The sequence below is a fragment of the Streptomyces sp. NPDC028308 genome (assembly GCF_055565855.1).
Genome location: NZ_JBVHTO010000009.1, coordinates 171735 through 193455, shown reverse-complemented (window position 1 = coordinate 193455; position 21721 = coordinate 171735). Strand labels below are relative to the sequence as shown.

Below are 21721 nucleotides of genomic sequence, written 5' to 3'. Positions count from 1 at the left end.
GCCGGAGGAACCTCAGGACCCGGATGAAGTCCAGGAGCCGGGCATGCCCGAGGATTCGGACGTATCCGAGGTGCCTGAGACGCCGCGGGCACGTCCGGAGCCGGACCCCGGCTCGGCCATCAGCGACTTCGTCGCGGCGCTGGACGTGGAGGACCTCATCATGAGGTTCGACGTCGACTTCGACGTACCGATGCAGCAGTCCCGCGCGATCGGCATGCTGCGACTGGCCGAGGCGGACGAGCCGAGCGCCCAGGACGACATCCGCCGCACGGCCCGCCGCGTCGGTGTGCACTGGTGTGAGACGGTCCGGGCCGACGTGGCCTACGAACTGCTCACCGGACTGCGGCAGATCGAGGCCTCCCGGTCCGACGCCGAGTATCTGCACGCACGGCTGACGCGTGGCGAGCTGGACCCCACGGACGTCTTCAGCCGCTACGTGATCGCTCGGTGGTTCGACGGGGCGGGCCGGATCCAGTACCGGCTGGGCAGTTTCACCACGGCGCGGCTCTCCTTCGAGACCGCCGCCGCCGTGGCGGAGGCGTCCGAGCTGTGGTGGGTCCTGCCCGACCTGCGGAGCAACTACGCCCGTGCCCGCTACGAGGAACAGAACCAGACGGCACGCGCGGGGGACGGCAGCACGGAGGCGCCCTCCTTCATCACCGTGTTGAGCGAGCTGTGCGACGCGATCGCCGATGCCGGCCGCGCGCACGGGGTGGACATGGAAGGGCAGCCGTCCCCGGAACTCCCCCGCGAGCACAGGGAGTTCCTGCGGGGATACTCCAACGCCCTGCACAACCTGGCGACCGCGCTCGGTCAGTCCGGTGACAGCGCGCGTTCACTGGAGGTCACCGCGCGGTCCCTGGCCATCTCGGAGGGACTGCGGGACGAGTACCGGATCGCCCAGTCGGTCACCAACCAGGGCCTGCGGGACAGGGAACGGTCCGCGGAGCATTTCACCAGGCTGCACGGCATGGGGTGGCGTCGGGGCCGGCTCATCGCCCGACAGAACCTCGCCATCAACACCGGAGGACTGGAGGGTCTGAGGGAGCTGGGCCAACTCCTGGACGAGCTCGGCCAGGACGCGCCCGGAGCGGGCCGCCAGATCGGCATGGACGTGGACTTCCACGCGTACACCGTGCAGGGATACCGGCGGGTGGCCGAAACCCTTCCTGAGGAGAACCGCCCGGACGACCTGCTCTCCCGCCGGCTCGACATGGCGAAGTCGGTCCGTGCGGCCATCGCCCTCCCCCTCTACAAACGCGCCTACGCCCGCCACGTACGGCCGGCGTACATGCAGGCGATCGCCCACCACGTCCGCTGCGGGGACGGCTCGCGGGAGAACGTGGAGAAGGTGGTGTCCCTGATCGAGGAATCGTCCGGTCGTGAGCTGCTGGATCTGCTTGCCTCCTCCCGCCCCCAGACCCTCGGCCCTCCGGCGCGAACCCTGACGCTGTCCAGCCCGCCCGGCCCGGCGGGCAGCGACGAGAAGCGCAGGGGGGCACCGCAACCCGTCACCGGCGAGGAGGAAGAGGCTTTGCGGGAGCTGGTCGCCGAGCGGGAGCGCGCCTACGAGGACCGGTTCCTGCACAATCCGCTCACCTCCGCGACCCACGACGAGGACATCGCCCACCGTCTCGCCCAGTACACGCTCAACCACCCGGGCTCCTGTGTGATCCGCTACTTCCGCTTCGCCGCTTCTGACGGCGTCAAAGGCACCGGAGGCGAGGCCGTACCCGACTCCCTCGGCATGGTGGTCTGCAGGGAAGGGCAGTTGACGATGCTGCCCTCGGTCCCGTACGACCACGTTGTCGAACTGGCCCGCCAGGTGTCGTCCGACCGCCAGGACAAGGCACCCACCGAACGGACCTGTCGGCGCGTCTGGGATCTGCTCATCGCTCCTGCGTGGGATTCGGTCTGCCGGGGTGGCATGCCCACCCATCTGACGCTGATCCCGACCGACGACGTCTTCGCTGTCCCGCTGCACGTCGCCCTGGCACCCGACGATCCACGCCCCCTCGCCGCGCGCGTTCCGTTGTCCCACTCGGTGAGCGTGGCCGCGTTCGTGACCCATGGCCGGCACCTGCTCAAACGGCAACTCGTCGAAGCGAACGACGACTTGGCGGCCCTGCTCGTGACAGACGCCGCGGCCACGGGCGGTGAGGTCGTCAAAACGGGCTGGCCGCCCGAGCACATCGCCGTCGCGGGACGGGTTCCGGCGCAACTGACCGGTCTCGTCCGGAAGCTGCCCGGGGACTGGGACGGCATCGCGGAGCTGACCGCGTCCAAACCGGAGTTCTTCGTGTACGCCGGTCACGGCCGTTTCGTCGACACCTCCGAGGACTACGGCCCCCTCCTGCACCTGGGCGACGGCGACTGGGTCACCCAGTTCGACCTCGCGCTACGTCTCAGTCTTCCTCGGAACAAGGTGGCGATTCTGGGGGCCTGCCTGGCAGGTCAGGGTATGCGGTCGGAAGGTGGCGACGTGCTCGGGTTCATGCGGTCACTGATCATCAGCGGTGCCGGTGCCATCGGCGTCCCTCTGTGGAAGGTTCTGGATTCGGCGATGGTGGCCACGGTTCGGTCCGTACTGCGGCAGAGCAGGGAGGCGGTCGGGCCCTCGGGGCCGGGAATCTTCGACGTGGTCGAGGCCCTGCACGGCCACTACCGGCAGGTCGCGGAGGACTACGACGGCGCAGCCGGACGTATCGAGGCGATGCCGCTCGCCCTGTATCTATGATCGGGATCACCGAGGTCGCGGCGGACGAGGGGCAGATATGAACCGCAGTGACAGCCACGAAGCGCACGACGGGGCCGACAGCGAGGGAACGGCGAGCAGAGCACGCAGGAGCGCCCGGCTCGCCGCGTACGACGAGCTCCGCGAGCGGCACCCGGACATGTTCGTCAACCCGCCGGGCGGAACGATCGACATCCTCCTCGACCCCTCGGATCAGGAACGAGTGGCACGTGAGACGTCGGAGCTCGCTGTCGCTCTCGGGTTTCCGGAGGAGTCCGGAGACATCGGCATCGTCTACCGCGACCCCTACGTCAGGGTGCTCCGCGACGCCGTGCGGTTTCCCTCCGGTCGCACCGGCACCTACATCCGTATCGTCCCCGAGAGCGGAGCACCGGGTGCTGCGGTGCTGCCGGTGCTCAGCGACGGGCGGCTCGTCCTGCTCCACCACTTCCGTCACGCGGCGCGCGGCTGGCACTGGGAGATCCCGCGCGGCTTCGGAGCTCCCGGGGAGGACGGTTCGGAAGCCGCCCGCCGGGAACTGCGGGAGGAACTGGGGTGTGACGCCGTGGACCTGACCTACCTGGGCCCGATGTCCTCGGACACGGGCCTGCAAGCCGGACACGACGAGCTGTATCTCGGCCGCGTCGACACGGCGGTCTTCCAGGACACCCCGAGCGCGGATGCCCGGGAAGAGGGCATCGGGAGCATCCGTCCCGTCTCCCTGGAGGAGTTCGAGAACATGCTCCTCGGCGGCCAGATCTCGGACGCGTACACCTTGGCCGCGTACGGCCTGGCACGGGCCCGCGACCTGCTGCGCCCCACGGACTGACGAGCCGCCGGCCTCTGCCGGTGGTCGGCACCGAGGGCGGAGGTGACGGACGTAGTGCCTATGCAAGCCGCGCGGGAACCCAACGTTCTGCGAGTCATCCGGGAAGTCACCGTGCGAATCGCGCGCCCGCTTCTCGGGACAACCTCGTCGGACACGGAACGGGAAGTGAGGAGTCAGGCATCGCAAGAGCACGACCAAGGGCCCGTGACCTTGTCCTTTGGACAGGTCACGGGCCCTTGGTTCCCGTGTGGCGGCGCCAGGATTCGAACCTGGGAAGGCTGAGCCGGCAGATTTACAGCGGGCTGGCTCGACCGGTTCCGACTAGGCCCTTAAGCCCTTTCAGCCCCGTTCGGGGGACGCCTGGGGGAATCTGCTTGACTGCGGTAGTCGTGTCACTGGTCGGAGTCACAATCCGGGGGTGTGAGGGGATCGCGGCGTAGGCGGCGCAGGGCCCAAGCGATGCCAGCGATGACCAGGGCCGCCGCCAGTGCACCAAGGAACTCAGGCACTGTGGCCAGCAGGAGAGCTTCCACAGTCTCCCGTAGCCCGGACGGGGCCGAAGCCTCTGTCGACAGGGCGGCGTCAGAAGGGGTGGGGACGTGCACGATCGCGGTCTCCTTCAAGACATCCCCGACTTCCTCTAGTACGGGGCAGTTGAGGTGACAATGGACCGTCAGGACTCGGCCCCCAAGCGTTCATGGGACCGGCAGGGACCAGTTGGGACGCTCAGTAACAACACCGCAGGCCCCGCCGGAGTCCGCTCGTGGTGCTGACACTGCAACTGGGACACGGTGATCGTCTCGGGGACAGGGTTCCCAAGGGAGGTGTGGATGCGAGCCACGCACGACCAGAACGGTTTCGGGAACGATCCGCGGCAGGATTTCGCGGACTTCCTTCGCCGCCAGGCCCGGCAAGCTGGCCTGGGCGCCCGGGAGATCTCCGAGCGGTTCGCGCACGCACAAAAGCAAGAAGAGGCGGCGGAACGCACAGCAGGCCGCGGACCGCAGCATCCCGTCAGCGCGATGGCCTACTCCAAGTCGCACATCGACCGACTGTTCAAGGCCCAGGCCCACCCCACCCCGCCCTGGCCGTTCACCCTCCAGTTCCTGAAGATCACAAGCCGAGCCGCCGGCCTGACCACCGAGGAGCACAAAGAGCGCTGCGCTGAAGCCCACACCCTGCTTCAGGCCATCGCGGACACATCCACGGCTCAGCCCGAGCCCGGGCGCACATCCGTCCCCCGCCCAGACCCGGACTCGTACGGCCCTCGTGGAGCGACTGTCGCCGCTCTGCGTCTCGAAGTGGACCTCGAACGCGCCCGTCACACCGAAACTCGCCTCCGCTACGCCCTAAGAGACGCTCAGTTCCTCATGACGACCCTGTGGCGCATCATCAGTGCGCTGCGGGACATCATCTCGGGCCACGACGCCCTCCAGGCCCGCACCCACCACCACGGCCACGCTGGCCACGCAGAAACCATCCGGTTGCGTAACGAAACTGGGCAGGCACTTGCCCATAAACACACCGCTCACGAAATAGCCGACCGCACCACTGCACGGATCCGCATACTCGAATCATTGTGGGAACAGGCGCGCGCCGAAGTGCAGCGCCTGGCCCTGCACCCTGACGCCGCCGATCTCCCGCCCCTTCACTCCGACCCCGCACTGACCACGCAGCCGCTCCTCCCCCACGATCTCCTAGCCCAGCCGGCCCTTGAAGACATCGCCGCCGCATTAAGCAAGGCTCAAGCCCTCGACACCCAGGAAGAACATGCGGCACAAGACCTGCAGCACACCCTCATCCCCACCGGCTCCCTCCAACCGAGGGACGAAGTCGCCATCCTCCTAGCCGCGACCCGGCTCACCGATGCCCCCAACCGGCGCACCGCCCTTGCAGCCCTCCTCAACAATTGGCCCCGGCACCCCGGTACCCGTGAGGCTCTTATCCACCTAATCCGCGACGACGAAGCAGACATCCGGAAGGCCGCCGCACAAGAGCTGGCAACGGGGTGGCCAGGCGACACAACCGTCCGCGACACGCTCCTCCACCTCACCCGCGACGACGACTGGGAGATCCGGTTAGCTGCCACCGCAGGACTGGCAACGGGGTGGCCAGGCGACACAACCGTCCGCGACACACTCCTTCACCTCACCGGCGACGACGACGAAGAGGTCAGAGAGGCCGCCGCACGAGGCTTGGCAGGAGGATGGCCAGGCGACACCAACGTCCACGACGTGCTCCTCCACCTCACCGACGACACCGACCAATATGTCCGTGGGACTGCTGCAGAAGGGCTGGCAACGGGATGGCCGGGCGACACCGCCATCCACAAGCTGCTACTCCGCCTCTCTCGCGACAGCGCCCAATATGTCCGAGTTGCTACAGCGCAAGGACTGGCAACAGCGTGGCCGGGCGACACCGCCGCCCGTGACGCACTCCTCCGCCTCTCCTGCGACTCCTCGTCGGACGTCCGTGGGACTGCTGCGGAAGGGCTGGCAAAGGGGTGGCCCCAAGACGCCACCGTCCGCGACGCGTTCCTCCACCTCGTCCGCGACGGCGCCGGATATGCGCAAATTGTTGCCGCGCAAGGACTGGCCGCAGGGTGGCCAGGGGACACCGCCGTGCGTGACGCACTCCTCCACCTCACCCGCGACAACAACTGGAAGGTTCGGAAGGCTGCCGCAAAAGGGCTGGCAAAGGGGTGGCCCCAAGACGCCACCGTCCGCGACGCACCCCACCTCACCCGCGACATCTCGTCCTGACGCCCCGGCCCACTCCTCCGTGCACCGGCAGAGGCGTCGAACTTGACGAGTGGCCGTGGTCTGTTGAACTTGCGCATCGGAGTGGAAAAATCAAGGGATGGGCGTCGAATCCTGCTTTGGTCGAGCCCGCAGTCTCACTGCGGGCCACTTCCACCGTCGGCGACCTGGGGCTTTCCGTGTGTCAGTCGCTGCTGGGGGAGACCTGCGGGCCCAGAGCCGAGCAACGTGAAACCGGGCCCGAAGCGGTGCACCCAAAGGCTTTCGCGGCCATCAGGTAGGTCGGGTGCTGGAACGGGGGGCACCTGCTTTTCCCCGTAAGCACGGGCCCAGAACTGGCCGTCCAGGGAGAACTTCGGTCGGTCATCGTCAGATGAAACAGGAACGAGGCTGGTGGAGATCCACTCACCCTTGGTCGGTTCCGGCAACCCGAGCGCGCGGGCGGCGTGTGGGTGTGATCCTTGGTGGCCCAGAACGACAATGCCCTCCGGGCGCAGCTTTATCCGGGCGTCGCGGGCACGCTTCGGCGCGTCGTCCTGCTGGCCGACGGTCAACACGGCCTGACGGCCAATCAGCCGGTCTTGCACATCGCGGAACAACTGGTTCACACGCTGCTGCCCCGACGAGGATCGGCGGCCCGGCAGTCGGGCAGTGAGAATCCGCTCGCGTGTTGCGGGATCCAGGTGGCGGAGCAGGTTCGTCGGCAAATCCCTCTGTAGCCCACCCCAGAGCCAGTAGACCTCGGACTTGGCGCTGTCAGAGAGCTTGCGCTTGTTGTCTCGGTTGTAGGCGCGGACGAGGTCACCGTTTGCACCCGGCGCTCTCTTCCAACGCAGGCGCTCGTCGGTGATCCGCACTATGCCAGCGGCCCACCGGCTCGTGTCGTCGTCAATCCAGGTGACGACTGCAGCATGGTCGGCACGGCCACTCCGCTCGCCGTGGTCGGCGCACAGATACATCTCCATCGGGATCTCCCAACCGCCGAGATCCTTCGAGAACTTGCAGTCGATGTCGACGCCGGCGATGGACCAGTCGAGGTCTGCGCCGTTTTCGATGGCGAACTCCTTGGTGAGGTTCACCTCGACGGCCGTGCCGAGATATGTCTTCTCGGTTTTCGTCAGGTGCTGGTACGCCCAGCGCCCCGTCCGCTGGCCATCGAGCAACTCGTCGAGGGAGTCGCGGAGCGCCCATCGGAAGCGCTCCCGCGCCTCCGGTTGGCTGTAGAACCACTCCACGAACGGTGCGAGATCATCGGGGACGGGTTGCCTAAGATCGGACCCGATCCGCCACTCACGCGGCACCCTGCTCATGGGCTCGGTAGGGAGATCCCAAGTGCGGTACGAATTGCGGCGCGAGTGCCTCGCCGCCAACGCACGCGAATCCTGCATGCCAACCTGAGCAGCGTCCTCAGGCAACCACAGACCCTCTTGTATCGTCACGTGTTGAAGTCTGACAGCAGGCACTCAGCCGGTTTCGACGAACCCTCCTCCACGGGTTTCGAGGAGGACACACAAGCGTCAGGCCCGGACGAGCACCTCGTCGTCAGCCGCAGACGGGGCCTGCACCGGCAGTCGGTGCCACCAATCAAGCTTCGCCAGCAGGTCCTCACTCGGAGCAGACCAGCCGAAGGCGGCACTCAGTACATGCATCGCCAGGCGTGGCGGAACGGCGTTCCCGATCTGTTGCCCGATGTCGCGACCGGACCATGGGTAGTCGGCAGGAAAGGTCTGCAGACGTCCCGCTTCGGAATGATTGAACCGCTCTAGTTCAACCCCGTCGAGGGAGACGACACGATTTCGGCGGATCTTGCCCGTCACGGTGGCAGAGGGCTGGGACGAGGTCCTGCGCCCACGCAGCTTCGGGTCGCCACCCGTTCCGTAGTTCGAGATGACTTCGAAGGGCGTTCCTCGCTCGATCACGTCGCCCATGGTGCGCCACGGCTCCTTCGACGCATCACCAGCATCACGCGGAACCCCCTTGCGGTAGGTCCTATGAGTAGAGGCAGGCAGCTTCACGTCGTGCTCCCCCCGGCGCGCGACCAGTACGGCCCGCTTCCGCGTCTGCGGCACGCCGTAGGCCTCCGTGAGTAGAAGTCCGAAGTCAACCGAGTAGCCCTCGTTCTGGAGGGCTCGGGCGTACGCCTCCCACACCGGGAGCACCGCAGGCACCTGCTCCAGGACGATTGCCTCGTAGGGCTTCTTCTGTACGTCGATGGCTTCCAAGATCCATCGGAGGGGTTCCAGTACGAGGCCGGTCCGCTCGTCATCCAGGTTCGCGAGATCGCTAACGATCTGCTCGCGGTCGACCCGAGCAGTCATGCGGTCGACGAATTTGAGCACGTCATCCAGGGCCTTACGGCCCGCGCCGCTGCCTGCGACCGTAAAGGTCTGGCACGGCGGCCCGCCGGCCAGCACGTCTGCCTCCGGAAAATCGGCCGGACCGTACCGCCGCACGTCGCCCTGGACTGTGCCCAGGCCAGCAGCGCGACGGGTCTCGCAGGCGTCGGCATCCCATTCAACGCCGACAGTGGGCACTCCCAATTTCTCCGCAGCCACGTCCACGCCACCAGGTCCGGCGAACAAGTCGACGATCTTGACTGGCTGCACGCGATCTCCAGAGCCTCAGGGTGGCGGTCGAATGGCCGCACTTTGCGGTACGGCGCTGATCGAGCGTACCTGTGACCACTGACAACCAAGTGCTGCGCGGCTCTCCCGCGTTCTTACGGGATCACGGACTCGCTCGGCTCGGCGCTTCGAGACCCGCCCGCGAGAACGTTCATGGCGCTCTGGACGCTCTGGCTCACTTCCCCGTCACCCACTGCGGTGCGATACGCGTAAGAGATCACCGTCAAGTCCTCGTCCTCGATCTCCCAAGGCGACGTGCAGTGAAGCACTCCGCCTGAGGCGACCGGTTCTGCCGCGGTACGATCGAGGACGATGGAGTGGACGACGACCAACGCATTTGCCGGGTAGTACCGCCTCTGTTTCTCCACCTCGGCCCTGGTCAGGATGACATCGTGGCCGGCCGAGGTCGTCCCCTTGACCTCCACGCGCAAAACCTCCGCGCCCCGCTTCAACTCAAGGTCGAAGGACTCCCGATTGCCGACGTCCTTAACGTTCCAGCCCTGCGCCTCGAAGTATGCCGTCGCCGCAGCCACGCTGTGCCTCTCGATCGCGCTCCGCTCCCCTGCGGTGAGTCGGAAGCCCTGGCCGGACCGCATGGGACGCGCGGCCCTGCGAGTGCGTCGCCCCGCCGCGATGGCAGCAGTGCGCTCGGCTTCCAGCACCTCGGGAGCCGGGTCGCCCGGGATGTGGGGGGCCAAGCGCTCAGCTTCATAGATTGTGCGAAGCAAACCGAGCATGTACCGCAGATCGTCGATCAGAACGGCCTGCGAAGGCAGCGCATCGCGAGAGTACTCGAAGGCGAGTACATTCCCCGGTCCATAGCCGCGGCCAAGCGGACGGGTTGCATCGAGCTGGATCTCATCATGGAGTTCCGGCCGACCAGCTACTTGGTCGGCGAGGATCGGACGGGCCCACCCAACCCGAGCCCTGAGGTCCTCGGCCTTGCGCGCCTTGAAGTCGCCCCCGTTCCACACGGTCGTCCCTTGGTTCAGGGACAGGTAGACGCGGTCACCCCCCGCGCTGAACAGGTAGACCACATACCAACCGGTCGTGGCCCTCGGTGACTGCTCACGACCGAAGACGCGGACCCACGGGATCTCAGTCTTGAGCCCCGTCGCGTCCCGTCCCTCAACACCCAGGTTGTCGTGTGGTGTGCCAAGGGCGTCTGCCAGGGCAGGCCCATGCGCCCGAAGAAACTCGGGGAGCTCTTGCCTGATGACGACGCCCCGCGCCTTCATCTCCTCTGTGTTCGCGGCCGTCCACGATGGCTGAAGCTCAAGAACCTTGCTCAGAAGATCATTCACGCGCCGCAGCGTAGACCTGGCGTCTGACAACGCAGCTCCACCTGCACGGGGCGACTCCGGGGCCGGTCTCCGCCGTGCACTGGTCGCAGCTTGCGCCACTGCGGATCGAACGCCTCGCGCTGTCGACCGCCGCAAACTCACCGCGACGGTTTTCAAGACCAGCCGGTTTCCTGGACCGAAAGGCCTTCTGCCCTGCATTGCAGACCAACAGGACCGCCTAGGCGGCATCAGGTTGGCCAGAGGGTGGCCACGGCCCCGCTTCGGCCGCTGCGGGTGCGGCGCTGCTACGGGTCACTTAAGCGCGATGATGGAGCTGCGCAGACCTACCAGCGGGGTTAGGAGTGGAGACCGTCGCCGTGCGTCGTCGTGCGCCCATGTTGACGTCAAGGATTGATGTCAACGCCCCCTCCTGGTCGAAGCGGCGACGACTCCGGCTGGCTCGGAGCTGCGATGTGGAGAAGCTGGAGGCCATACATTGCGGCATGGAACGCGGCTCCGATCTCGCGTGCCCTAGCCTCGGTCTCGATCGGCCACATGGAGATGTAGTCAACTCCGATGTTGGCCTGCTCCACGGTGCCGTTCCGTACGAGCGCTTCAGCCGCTGCTTGCAGGACGGCCATCGCCTGGTCCGTTGCGTAGGGCTTAGGCGGCGCGGTGGGCTTCCGGTTTGGTGCAGTCGGGAATGAGCGCGGCTTGGAGAGGCATTCCAGGCTTCATGACCACATCGTCGCAGGCGCGCGCCTCGTTGATCAGGCGAATCCCATGACTGTCACGGGCGTGCAGGTCGGCGCCAACCCGCCAGCACGGACAGGGACGAGGTACTGGTGGGCCGACCAGCAAGACGATAGGTTCAGGTCAGATTAGCTCAAGTGTTCGGTTTACTTGGACGCACCACCGCTGGCGCATGGTTCATTTTCGCGCACCACTTACTGGAATGAGGTACAGTCATGCGGCATGAGCGAACAGCAGGATGCGCTTGAGGACCTTGAGTCCAGTGGTGTTCTCGCGACCCTCGCATGGGCTAGCGCGTCGGCTTACCGACGCACCATGGAGGACTACGACCCTGACACGGGTCATGACCAGGGCTGGGTCGGATCTACCGCCCACAAGCTCTTCGTTGACCGACTGCACCGAGCCTTCTCCACTGGGAAGCATGGTGTGGACTCACCCGAATCCGCCTCAGCCGGCCTGGACCTCGTGGCCGCCGGACTGGCCCCGGGCGAGCATCGGAAGATGCCGCTCATCACCCCAGGCACCGTGGTCTGGTCCGACCTCAATCAGTCGCCAGGGTGGCGGTATGGCGATTGGCGGTTCCTGCTCACGTCGTTCGTGTTCGGGGAGAGTAATCGCATCCCGTGGCCACAAAAGAGTCCCACCAAGCAGCACGTTGCGGCTCAGGGGAAACCAGCAGGGTGGCTGGACCCTCACCCCACCCTTTGGGATGACGAGGCCGAGTCGCTCGCCGCCATCCAGGCACTGAGGGAAGAGAACGCGGAGCTCAACGCGACAACGCTCATTGTCGCCCACAGTATTGAACGAGAGCTGAACATCCGAGAACTTTACCTGGGGCGCTCTCGCTTGAATCGTGGGGGCGGAGACGCCTGGTACTGGAAGCATGATCTACTTGCAGCCGAACCGGGTACTCCCACTTCGGTACCGATTCCCGCTTCGCCCGACCCTCGTCCGGGAATGTCCGGCATCCAGGACGCACCCGTTCGCCTTCGCCGTCAGTCGTCGGAAGGGAGCGGAGACCGTCGCCCGGCGTCGGGAGAGAACGACAAGTAATGAAACGAGTGGATAGTCATGGATTCCTCACGCCGCACAGATGTGCAGGTTAGTGACGCCTCTCGCCTCTTTGACGGACGACGTTTGACGCTCGCGCGACAACTGATCGGCCTGAGAAAGAACGCACTCGCAACGAAAATCGACAAAAGCGCCACCGCTATCGCAGCGTATGAAAACAACACGAAGCGCCCCGCGCCAGCCACGGTTGCTCAGCTATGCCTGACGCTTGGAGTGGATCCCGGGTTCTTCCTCCCTGGTCCTCACCAATCCACTGCTAGCGACGCCGTACCCCATTTTCGCTCATTGCGTTCTACGACGCAATTGGCGCGCGACCAAGCCTTCGCGTACGGAGTGATCTCTGGAGATGTGGGCGCTGCCCTGGAACGGCACGTGGAGTTTCCGGAACCCAACCTGCCACGGCTAAGCGTGGACGTGGAAGACGAGTCGAGCACGCTCCCCGAGGAGGCGGCTCGTCTTCTTCGCAAGCACTGGGAAATCGACTCGGGGCCGGTTGGCCACCTTGTGCGCCTGGCAGAGAATCATGGCGTCGTGGTGGTGTTCAGCCCCGCGCAGACTGCCGCAGTTGACGCCTACTCTTTTGATGACGGCTATAGGCCAACGGTGGTATTGAATCCAGCTAAGGAAGATTACTACCGTCAGCGCTTCGACGTAGCTCACGAAATTGGGCACCTCGTAATGCACGTGGATGCCGAACCAGGGAGCAAGGTAGTCGAGAACCAGGCTCACCGATTCGCGGCTGAACTCCTCCTTCCAGAGGATGAAGTGCGCGACCTTTTGCCTAGCAAGGCAGACTGGAGAATCCTCGCAGCACTGAAAGAGACTTACGGGGTAAGCCTTCAAGCACTCCTGTATCGCTCCAGAGCTCTCGGCGTAATGAGTGACGTGACATATCGCAACGCAGTCGCCTATTTGTCATCGAAAGGATGGCGCCGCCGAGAACCAGGGGAGATGCCCGCCGTGGAGCAACCGTCACTCTACCCCAAGGCGGTGGAAATCCTGTCTAGCGTAGGGATGGACGAACTCTCATTGGCAAAAGAATCTCGGGTAACTCCGGGGATCTTTCGAACAGTGACAGCAAGGTCCCCCGTACGCGAAGATCTATTTCTTGAACCTCAGGAAGCGGATAGGCAAGACGGCGTAATTCCCCTATTTGGAGGCAAGCTTGACAAGCCCGGGACATAATTACCGGGTTTGATGGAGTATCGCGCGGGAAACTCGTCAGTTATCGAGATCAGCCGGTTTCCCGCGCGTCCATCCCGCGTAACCTGCGCCTATGACTCCGCATGACGTGCCAGATGCCTTAAGGTGGCCAAAACAGGCATCACAGGGCTCAGGGGCGTGGTCACTTCCGTTCTGCGGTATCCGTCACGAGTCGACTTGTGTACCCGGCGTCGCGCAGGCGCTCGTACGCTGCTGCCACGTCCTCGGGCACGAACTGCTCAATCATGAATCCCTCTCGCGGGTAGATCATGAGCCGCTGCTGCGCGCCAGCCAGCATGTCGATGACCAGGCGCGCGTCTCCGATGGAGTCGACGTAGTCAGCCAGGTGCATAGGGGTTGATGCGCTGACCAATTCGACTTCGGGCCAGAGTTTGCGTGCGGTTGCGTAGGCCCGTCGTTCCTCGTACGGCTTGCTGACCAGCAGGACGGACGACACTGCGACCTGGTGCTCTTCCAGCAGTGCGCGAGAGAAACGGATGTTCTCTCCTGTGTTCCGAGCCCGCGGCTCCACGAGGATGGTGTCGGCTGGCACCCCCAGTTCCATCGCCCGCTGGCGGTAGTGCTCGGCCTCGCCTCGCGGCATGTGGTCACGAGTGGTGCGGCTGGTCGCCCCGGTGAACACGATCAGCGGCATCATGCCCCGGTGGTAGAGATCGGCGGTTGTGTCCGCGACGCCGAGGTCGTGACTGCCGAGTCCGATCCCGACAGAGCATGGGCGCAGGTCGTGCCCCATCTGCTGGAAATCCCAGAGCCGCTGAGCGTCGGCCCATGCCTGTGCTGAGATCACTTGCTCTCGCCCTTCGCTTTCGCTGAGTCCGGGACCTTGAAGTCGTACGTCCAGGCGAAACGTGTCGCCGCGTGAACGCCAATCGCGAACTCCACCACGGTGCCGTCAGCCGTGTACGTCGTCCGGTGCAGCTCCACCACCCATTCGCCCGGGGAGAGTTGTAGGAGCTGGACTTCGTCCGTCGTGGGGATGCGCGCGAACAGCGTCTCCTGCATGTGGTCGATTTCGTATCCGGCGTCGTACAGGACGCGAAAGCCACCGCCCCGGCCGGCGGGGCCAGGCGTCGGGTCGACGATGCGCGTCCCTTCCACATGCTCGGGACGGTAGTAACTCGTCAGCGTGTGCGTCGGCTGCGAGCCCTCCTTAACGACGCGCGCACGTGCGTAGACCGCCGCACCCTCCGGGAGACCGTGCGCCTGAGCGACGGGGGCCGACGCTGGCACACGGCTGACGGTCTGGGTCTGGTCGTTCCGCTTGTACGCACGTCCGGACGCCACGCGGTCCGCTATAAACGCCACCTCATCGCCGTCCCGCCACTTGGCCTTGTCGTATCGCGCGATGCCAAGTCGCTTGAGCGGGGTCCGCTCACGGACGACGGTGCCGTGTCCGCGTGACGACGTGACCAACCCTTCGGCTTCCAACGCTTTGTAGGCCGCATGGACCGTGGACTTTGAACCTTCGCCCGCCTCCACCAGGTCCCTGATCTGCGGCAGCTGGGAACCGGGTGCATACGCGCCGTTCCTGATCTGCTCGGCCAGCCGGTCCGCTAGCTCCCGCCACTTGGGCGCCATGCAGCACTCCTCTCGACATCGACCAGTGAAACACAGTCCCAGGACTGTTGACAGTCCTGGGACTGTGAGCCATTGTTTTTCCCAGAGGGGCGCAGTCCTAGGACAGCGAACTTCGGAGCACCCTATTGGGCTGCTCCTATGCCGCCCGGAGGGCTCCGTGAAACGGGCTCAAAGGAAGCGCAAGCACCTTGAGAACTCAACAGAGTGCCTTGGAAGGCCGTCCCTCCCCTGCCAGCAAGAGGACGGATGCGTACGGCATCGCTCCGTACGCGGCACAGCACGACCGCTACCCGCATCGGTAGTGCGGGCCGGTTGCCTCCGCTGCTCGTCTCGTACGAGCAGTGCTGAGGGGAGCCGGAGTTGTCCGACTTCAACGGCGTGCAGCCCCGGGGGGCTAGACCCGGGGCCGCTGTTTGGGCCGTTCCACTGATGAAGGAGTCACGACCCATGAAGTGCATCGTTGCTGGTCATGTGGCTGTTACGCCGGCCGAGTTCGCCGAGCTGGCGTTCGGCATCGACCTTGAACTGTTCACCGGCCCCGTCAGGGAGTCGGACCTGGAACAGGCCGCGCGGCTGGACGTGGCGCGGGAAGTGCTCGCGGAGCTGCGCGAGAGCGACCCGGAGGCTGCCGCGTTCGCGGAGTCCCTGCTCCGCATGAGCCCGCTCGTCTCCCGCCCGACCGCCCGCCGTTCGCGCCGCTCCGCGAAGCACCAGGGTGGCCGCTGCACTGCTGGAACGCAGGTGGCGGCATGAGCAAACACCTCTTCGCCTGGTGGTTGCGCCGGGGCGGGGCAGTGCTGGCCATCGCGTGTGTGACGTCGTGGCTGGTGCCGTTGGCGCCGTGGGAGCGCGGTCTGTGGAATCTGGCCGTGTTCGCAGGCGCCTCGCATCTGCTGCTCGCCTGCCGGGCCCGCCGTGAGCTTGGCCAGGGCGGGGGCGGCGGTGTTTGAGTCCCTGTCCGCGGAGCAGATCCGCTCCGCAGAGAAGACGCTCTCTTACGGGACGTGGGCCATCACCGCGGGCGCGGTGCTGTTCTCCGTCCTGACGGTCACGCCCCTGGTCGAACGGGTCACCCCGGACGGTTGGGACCGCACCGCACCCATCCTCCCCCTGGTTGTGGATACCGCGGTGGTCATCGTGGTCCGTCTCGATGCGACCGTGGCCCGCCTGGGCGGTACGTCCGGGGCGTGGCCGGCGGTGCTGCGCTGGATGACTGGCCTCATGACGCTGCTCCTTAACATCGGGGACAGCGCACTCAAGGGCGACGCGGTCGGTGTGGCGGTCCACTCGGTGGCGCCGCTGCTGCTGATCGCCACCGCTGAGGCCGGGCTCGCCTACCGGCGTGCGATCAACCGGGCCGTGGAGCGCATCGAGCGTTCACGGGCTGCCGAAGCCGAGCAGCGTGAACAGCAGCAGCGGGCCGAGCGTGAACGCGAGCGGCTGGCCCGTGAACAGCGTGAACAGCAGGCCCGCGATCACGCCGAAAGGCTCGAACGTGAGCGGGCGGAACGGGAGGCTTCCGAGCGGGCCGCGGAGCGCGACCACAACGCCCGCATGGAGCGTGAACGTCTCGATCGCGAGGCCGAGACGCGTCGTGAACAGCGCGAATACGAGGAGCGTGTCCGGCGTGAGAACCAGGCGCGTGAGGATGCGTTGCGGCGTGAACAGCGTGAACAGACGGAGCGTTCACGGGCCGACCGGCAGGCTCGGGAGGTCGTCTCCCGGGCCTCTCGCGAGGCTGTTGAGCGGGATGGCGTGAACGCCGTGAACGGCGCCGTGAACGCCGCCGTGAACAGTGAGCCGCCGGTGTTTACGAAGATGCCCGAGGCCGAAGCCCGCTCCTACCTTCGGTCGTTCGGGGAGGGCGAGAAGTCGGTGCGGCAGCTTGCCGACGAGACCGGTTGGTCGATCGGCTGGGTCTCTGCCCGTCTCCAGGAAGCCCGCGAGGACAGCGGCGTGGGGGTGTCGGTATGACCTCTCGTAGCAAGCGCCGGCCGGTCGGGGACATGTTCCCCGGGATGGCCGACCGGATCGAGAAGAGGCCGCCTAAGGCCGATGCTGAGCCTGAGGCGTTGACCTTGGATGAGGCGATGGCTCGCTCGTACGCGATCCTCGATCGCGTCCTGGCCGCCTTCCCCGTCACCGCGACGATCGGCTTGTTCTCTGGCGGCAACGACTCCGTGATCGTCAACCACCTCTTCCGCCAGCGGGTGGACGCGATCGCCCACGTCAACACCGGCACCGGCATCCCAGAAACCACCCAGCACGTTCGGGACGTGGTCACCGCCTGGGGCCTGCCCCTGCACGAACTGCGCCCGAAGAACAGCTATCGGGATCTCGTGCTGGGCAACGTGCTCTCCACCCGCGGCAAGAACATCGGCCGACAGGTATGGAAGGGCTTCCCCGGCCCGGCCGGCCACTCCGTCATGTACCGGCGCCTGAAAGACGAGCCTCTCCAGCGCTTACGCGGGCAGATCATCGGCCGCCACGGCCGGACCCGCAACGTCGTCTACCTGAGCGGCATGCGCTGGGCCGAGACGGACCGACGCTTCCGCAACGCGGAAGAGGTCGACCGGGAGGGCTCCCTGCTGTGGGTGTGCCCCATCGTGCACTGGACCGATGCCCACATGCGCGAATACCGGGCCCGGTACCGCTGCAACCTCCCGCACCAGCACGCCGAACACCAGCTGTGCACGCCAGACGCCTTGCCGCTGAACGAGGTGACCGTTCACCTGCACATGTCGGGTGAGTGCCTCTGCGGGGCGTTCGCCAAGCCCGGCGAACTGGACGAGATCGAATTCTTCTACCCTCACGCCACCAAGCCCCTGCGCGAACTCCAAACGGAGGCCCAAGCAGCGGGCCTGACCGCCTGCGTATGGGGTCAACGCCCGCCCGGCAAACGCACCAGCCGCCGCACGTCCGGCCGTCTGTGTGCCAAGTGCGACGGCATCGAGGGACAAGCCGATCTCCTCGCCGAATGGCGAGACACCGGCCTGATCACCCCCAGCCAGTTCGACACCTTCACCCGCCCCGATGAACAGCGCGCCGCATAAGCCCTGTTGGCAGACCCGGCCAGCACTTCTCACGGCCCTGGCCGGGCCCTACTCCCCTGAAGGAGTGCTCACAGCATGACGGACCTCAGCACCGAGCCGGTAGTAGCACCGGCTCCCCCAACCACACCACCCCCGCCGCCCGACGCCCCACCCACCACGGCCAAGGACACGACCGAGGTGGACCACACGCCCGGCGGCTGGCCCGTCGTTCCCCTCGCCCTGTCGGGTGCGAACGGCACGGTCGGCGCACTCGCCGCCGCTTCCCTGGCAGGCGGGCCGATCGCGGCAGCCGTGGCGGCGACCGGCATGGTCGTGCTCGGCACGGTCGCTGCCACCCGTTCCCGCAAGCCGAACCCGCGCCGCGAGGCTCGCCGGGCCGCGGCCCGCACCGCCGGCCGCACCGCGGGCCGGCCCTCGGGACTCCGCCGCTCGGGCGGTGGCACCCGCGCCGCCTCGGGGAGCCGTTCCGGCGGATCACGTGGCGGCCGCTCCGGTAGCAGCGGGTCGGGCAAGGTGCCCGGACAGCACCCCCGTACTGCCGCGGCTCGCCACGGCAGTACAGGGGCCAGCGGCAAGACCCACAGCAAGACCGGCAATAGCCTGTCCAAGCACGGCGCGGGTAAGGGCGCCGGCGGTCGGGTGGGGCAGGTCAAGGCGCTGCGAGCCGCACAAAAGGACGCGGCAGGCTCGCGCGGCGGGCAGCGTGCACAGACCACCAACGCGCGCCGCGCGGTTGCTGATGCTCGCCGCAACGCCAAGGCCGCGGCCAGCAGGACCCAGGCGGGCAAGCGATCTGGCCTGGCCGGCGGCCTGCTGGGCGGCGCGGGCCGTAAGGCACGGGCCGTGCGGGATGCGGCGATCGCCAAGCAGCGCAACAAGCGCGACGCCAAGACCGGGAACACGCTGGCGAAGCAGCGGGCGCAGGTCCGCAAGGCCCCCGCGCGGAAGGCGGCCCGCAGCGCGCTGCGCCGGTCCGCGGCCCGCTTCCACGGCAAGCGTCTGCTCGCCGCGCTGCTCGCCCTGCCCGTCGGCCTGCTGGGCTGCCTGCCCACGTGGATCGGCCGCAAGCTCGGCATCCCCGCCCTGATCCACCCCGGGCGCCGCCTGTACCGGCGGATGGTGCAGGCCGCCGGTGAGCAGCGTGCGACCCGGGACGAGACCGCTCGCGAGAAGCAGCGCGAGCAGGAGGCGGCCGCGGACGCGGAGGCCGTGAAGGACGGCACGGACGGTATCGCGGACGGCGTTGAGCGGCCCGCGGCCACGGTTCCCACCAGCACGAATACCCCTGTGAGTGAAGGAGAGCACGTGTCCGGATTCCGATTCGAAGAGGCCGCTGCCGAGATGGAGCAGGCCGCCAACTCCTACGACCCCGAGAACGCCATGGAGATCCTCGCCATGGTCGAGGGACTGCCCGCCGCGCTCACCGCGGTCGCCAACGTCATGAAGATCCTCGCGGAGCGCTCCGACTCGGAGTTCCCACTGGAGAAGGAAGTGGCCGACGGGTTCAACGACATCTTCGGCGCCCTGATGAGCGCGGTTGCGGTCGCAGAAGACATGGGGCCGCTGTTCCGCCAGGCACACGAGCAGGACATCGCCCGGCACGAGGACCCCCGCAACGGCACCGAGGCCGAGAAGGGCTGGAACGTCTGACATGAGCAGCACCGCCACCGCCAAACAGAACAGCGCGAGTGGCCCGGTGCTGGACTGGAGCGCCGGTCACGGACCCGTGACCGGCGCTCTGTCCGCCACCACCGGAGCCTTCGCCCTCGCCACCACCGGCGCCGCCACATCCATGCCCCCGGGTTGGGCCCTCGCCGTCGGCGCCGCCGGCGCGCTCGGCCACACCGTCGCCGGCATCCGCGTCCGCAACGCCGGCCGCACCCTCGCCACCAAAGCCGCATCCTGGCTGATCGGCGCAGGCTGGACCACATGGGCCATGACCCACGGACCCCTCACCTGGACCGCGCTGGGCTCCCTCGCCACCATCGGCGTCGGCATCGGCGCCGCCGCACGATCCACCGCCCTCTACGAAGAGGCGCGGGAGGACGAAGCGAATGCCGCTGAACAGCGCGCCATCGCGGCGGAGTTGTCCGCGGAGCGGCGGGCGATCGCCGCGGAATGGGTCGACCGCATCCAGCGCGTCTGCTCGATCACCGTGCGCGTCGTCGGCGTCGAGATGTGGGAGACCGGCGCCGGATTCTCCATCGACGCCGAACTCCCGCCCGGCGGCGCCACCTGGAACAAGATCGCAGCCGAGTCCCCGCGCCTGTCCGCGGACGCCCGGCTGCCGCACGGCTGCACCGCCACCGCCGGGCCCGGCATCCACCAGGGCCGCGTCATCATCGACGTCACCACCATCAACGTGCTGGAACAGGAGCGCACCTACCCGGCGGACTACGGCCCGCTCTCCGTGCACACCGGCATCCCGTGGGGATACCGGACGAACGCGGAAGAGGTCCTGGCCTATCTGCGCGAGCAGTGCGCCCTGATCGTCGGCCCGACCGGATCGGGAAAGACGAACCTGATCCACCTGATCCTCGCCGGGTTCGCCCGCGCTGAGGACATGCTCACGTGGGTGATCGACCTGAACGCCGGATCAGCCGGCCTCCCGTGGGTGCTGCCCGCACTCAACGGGGAGATCACCCGGGAGGGCGGCAAGCCTGTCCGGCCCGGTGTCGACTGGCTCGCCGGGACCTACGAGGAAGCCCTGGCCATGCTCGACGCCGCCGTTCGCGTGGCCAAGCAGCGCAAGATGGGCTACCAGGACCTGCTGGCCAAGGCCAACACCGATCTGCTGCCGGTCGGCTTGAAGATTCCTCAGATCATGCTCGTCATTGACGAGGGTGCGGAGATCCTGGCCAGCACTGACCGGCAGATCCGCAAGCTCGGGGACAAGATCCTTGAAGTGATCCGGATCGCCCGCGCCATGGGCGTGCGTACCGTCATCACCGCCCTCGGAGCCACCGGCGCTGTGCTGAACAACCTGATGATCCGTCGCGAGGCCAAGGTGCGCGTTGCCCTTACGGGCGGTGAGACCGAGGGCATGGACCTGAGCAAGATGTTCCCCGGCAGCCGCGGCCTGCGCGTCGACCAGGCCCCGCACAAGGGGGCGGGGTTCATGGGCACCCCGGAGTCGCCGGCCGCGCTGTTCAAGGCGTGGCGGATCCTCCCGAACCAGATCCGGGAGATCACCGCCGCAACCTCCGACCGACACCCCACGCTCGATGACGTGTCGGTCAGGGCAGCCGGGCCCGCCTACGCGCGGCGCTGGGACGCCGACCGCACCGCATGGATGCGCGAGCACGGCGCGTCTGACAACGCCAACGACGCCCCGCGCGTCACGGCGGGGCCGCTGCGCCTGTCCGCGCTGAGCGAGCAGGAGTCCCCGGAGGATGCGCTCGCGCGGCGGTTCCGGGAGGAGATCGACGCGCAGTTCGGCACCGCACCCGAACCTCCCACCACAGAGCAGGGTGAAGGACCGGCCCGGCCCGCCGGGCTGAACCTCTCCGCGCTGCGAGGCGAGGAGGACAGCCCCGCACAACAGGCCGCGCTCGCGGCGCTGATCGCCGCCGGGCCCGACGGGACGGGAGCGTCCGCGATCGCCCGCGCGCTCGCGGACGCGTTCGGCACGACGCGTCAGACGGTCGTGGGCTGGCTGAAAACGTGGGTGCAGGACGGCACCGCCGTGCGCGTCGGTGAGGGCACCAAAGCCCGCTACGTCCACCGCTCCCACACGGACAAGAGCTGATCGCTTGTCGCCTGTCACCCTCCACCCGCCGCATGTCGCCTCACGGGCCCCGTGAGGCCCGGAAA

At 67.1% G+C, this 21721-nt stretch carries 16 protein-coding genes; 11 read left to right on the top strand and 5 right to left on the bottom strand.

Annotation, left to right across the window (positions count from 1 at the left end; translation table 11 throughout):
• The first annotated feature begins 43 nt into the window (after positions 1-43).
• The 3 genes from ACZ4VA_RS21865 to ACZ4VA_RS21855 all read left to right on the top strand — a co-directional run bounded on the left by ACZ4VA_RS21865 (position 44) and on the right by ACZ4VA_RS21855 (position 6325).
• Positions 44-2737, top strand: coding sequence for a CHAT domain-containing protein (locus ACZ4VA_RS21865; RefSeq protein WP_468082409.1), 2694 nt, complete (start codon positions 44-46; stop codon positions 2735-2737).
• Positions 2738-2774: 37 nt separating this feature from the next.
• Positions 2775-3563 carry an NUDIX hydrolase gene (locus ACZ4VA_RS21860; protein WP_356167164.1) on the top strand — a complete coding sequence of 263 codons (789 nt, stop codon included), beginning with the start codon at positions 2775-2777 and terminating at the stop codon, positions 3561-3563.
• A 1022-nt stretch (positions 3564-4585) separates the two neighbouring features.
• Entirely contained in the window at positions 4586-6325 is a 1740-nt protein-coding gene (locus tag ACZ4VA_RS21855) for a HEAT repeat domain-containing protein (RefSeq protein ID WP_468082408.1), read from the top strand.
• A gap of 134 nt (positions 6326-6459) precedes the next feature.
• Here ACZ4VA_RS21855 and ACZ4VA_RS21850 read toward each other — a convergent pair whose 3' ends face one another.
• From ACZ4VA_RS21850 to ACZ4VA_RS21840, 3 genes are all read right to left on the bottom strand, one after another.
• Positions 6460-7557: a NaeI family type II restriction endonuclease gene (locus ACZ4VA_RS21850; protein WP_468082407.1), complete on the bottom strand. Its 1098-nt coding sequence runs from the start codon at positions 7555-7557 to the stop codon at positions 6460-6462.
• A 282-nt stretch (positions 7558-7839) separates the two neighbouring features.
• Positions 7840-8928, bottom strand: coding sequence for a DNA cytosine methyltransferase (locus ACZ4VA_RS21845; RefSeq protein ID WP_468082406.1), 1089 nt, complete (start codon positions 8926-8928; stop codon positions 7840-7842).
• Between the two features lie 113 nt (positions 8929-9041).
• On the bottom strand, positions 9042-10250 hold the full coding sequence (locus tag ACZ4VA_RS21840) for an MrcB family domain-containing protein (protein ID WP_468082405.1): 1209 nt from the start codon (positions 10248-10250) through the stop codon (positions 9042-9044).
• A 954-nt stretch (positions 10251-11204) separates the two neighbouring features.
• Between ACZ4VA_RS21840 and ACZ4VA_RS21835 the strand changes: the two genes are divergently transcribed.
• Positions 11205-12035 carry a hypothetical protein gene (locus ACZ4VA_RS21835; protein WP_468082404.1) on the top strand — a complete coding sequence of 277 codons (831 nt, stop codon included), beginning with the start codon at positions 11205-11207 and terminating at the stop codon, positions 12033-12035.
• A gap of 18 nt (positions 12036-12053) precedes the next feature.
• Positions 12054-13238, top strand: a complete 1185-nt coding sequence (locus tag ACZ4VA_RS21830) for a helix-turn-helix domain-containing protein (RefSeq protein WP_468082403.1) — start codon at positions 12054-12056, stop codon at positions 13236-13238.
• Between the two features lie 160 nt (positions 13239-13398).
• On the opposite strand, the gene ACZ4VA_RS21825 is transcribed toward ACZ4VA_RS21830, so the two are convergent.
• Both ACZ4VA_RS21825 and ACZ4VA_RS21820 read right to left on the bottom strand, forming a co-directional pair.
• Entirely contained in the window at positions 13399-14064 is a 666-nt protein-coding gene (locus ACZ4VA_RS21825; RefSeq protein WP_468082402.1) for an ElyC/SanA/YdcF family protein, read from the bottom strand.
• A complete protein-coding gene (locus tag ACZ4VA_RS21820) occupies positions 14061-14855 on the bottom strand; it encodes a GntR family transcriptional regulator (protein ID WP_468082401.1) in 795 nt (264 codons plus the stop codon). The genes ACZ4VA_RS21825 and ACZ4VA_RS21820 overlap by 4 nt, the downstream gene beginning before the upstream one ends.
• Positions 14856-15302: 447 nt before the next feature.
• Here ACZ4VA_RS21820 and ACZ4VA_RS21815 point away from each other — a divergent pair, with 447 nt between their 5' ends.
• From ACZ4VA_RS21815 to ACZ4VA_RS21790, 6 genes are all read left to right on the top strand, one after another.
• On the top strand, positions 15303-15608 hold the full coding sequence (locus ACZ4VA_RS21815; RefSeq protein WP_468082400.1) for a hypothetical protein: 306 nt from the start codon (positions 15303-15305) through the stop codon (positions 15606-15608).
• Positions 15605-15805, top strand: a complete 201-nt coding sequence (locus ACZ4VA_RS21810; protein WP_468082399.1) for a hypothetical protein — start codon at positions 15605-15607, stop codon at positions 15803-15805. The genes ACZ4VA_RS21815 and ACZ4VA_RS21810 overlap by 4 nt, the downstream gene beginning before the upstream one ends.
• Positions 15798-16829 carry a DUF2637 domain-containing protein gene (locus ACZ4VA_RS21805; protein ID WP_468082398.1) on the top strand — a complete coding sequence of 344 codons (1032 nt, stop codon included), beginning with the start codon at positions 15798-15800 and terminating at the stop codon, positions 16827-16829. Before ACZ4VA_RS21810 ends, ACZ4VA_RS21805 begins: the two co-directional genes overlap by 8 nt.
• 44 nt (positions 16830-16873) lie before the next feature.
• Positions 16874-17908, top strand: a complete 1035-nt coding sequence (locus tag ACZ4VA_RS21800; RefSeq protein WP_468082397.1) for a phosphoadenosine phosphosulfate reductase domain-containing protein — start codon at positions 16874-16876, stop codon at positions 17906-17908.
• A gap of 75 nt (positions 17909-17983) precedes the next feature.
• Positions 17984-19558, top strand: coding sequence for a hypothetical protein (locus tag ACZ4VA_RS21795; protein ID WP_468082396.1), 1575 nt, complete (start codon positions 17984-17986; stop codon positions 19556-19558).
• 1 nt (position 19559) lies between these two features.
• The gene (locus tag ACZ4VA_RS21790) at positions 19560-21656 is read left to right on the top strand and encodes a hypothetical protein (RefSeq protein ID WP_468082395.1); all 2097 of its coding nucleotides are present in this window, start codon (positions 19560-19562) and stop codon (positions 21654-21656) included.
• Positions 21657-21721 lie beyond the last annotated feature (65 nt).

Bases quoted from the DNA above. Each gene is read 5' to 3' on its own strand.
- ACZ4VA_RS21865 (WP_468082409.1), top strand. From the start codon at position 44: ATGCCCGAGGATTCGGACGTATCCGAGGTGCCTGAGACGCCGCGGGCA.
- ACZ4VA_RS21860 (WP_356167164.1), top strand. From the start codon at position 2,775: ATGAACCGCAGTGACAGCCACGAAGCGCACGACGGGGCCGACAGCGAG.
- ACZ4VA_RS21855 (WP_468082408.1), top strand. From the start codon at position 4,586: ATGGCCTACTCCAAGTCGCACATCGACCGACTGTTCAAGGCCCAGGCC.
- ACZ4VA_RS21835 (WP_468082404.1), top strand. From the start codon at position 11,205: ATGAGCGAACAGCAGGATGCGCTTGAGGACCTTGAGTCCAGTGGTGTT.
- ACZ4VA_RS21830 (WP_468082403.1), top strand. From the start codon at position 12,054: ATGGATTCCTCACGCCGCACAGATGTGCAGGTTAGTGACGCCTCTCGC.
- ACZ4VA_RS21820 (WP_468082401.1), bottom strand. From the start codon at position 14,855: ATGGCGCCCAAGTGGCGGGAGCTAGCGGACCGGCTGGCCGAGCAGATC.
- ACZ4VA_RS21815 (WP_468082400.1), top strand. From the start codon at position 15,303: ATGAAGTGCATCGTTGCTGGTCATGTGGCTGTTACGCCGGCCGAGTTC.
- ACZ4VA_RS21810 (WP_468082399.1), top strand. From the start codon at position 15,605: ATGAGCAAACACCTCTTCGCCTGGTGGTTGCGCCGGGGCGGGGCAGTG.
- ACZ4VA_RS21800 (WP_468082397.1), top strand. From the start codon at position 16,874: ATGGCCGACCGGATCGAGAAGAGGCCGCCTAAGGCCGATGCTGAGCCT.
- ACZ4VA_RS21795 (WP_468082396.1), top strand. From the start codon at position 17,984: ATGACGGACCTCAGCACCGAGCCGGTAGTAGCACCGGCTCCCCCAACC.
- ACZ4VA_RS21790 (WP_468082395.1), top strand. From the start codon at position 19,560: ATGAGCAGCACCGCCACCGCCAAACAGAACAGCGCGAGTGGCCCGGTG.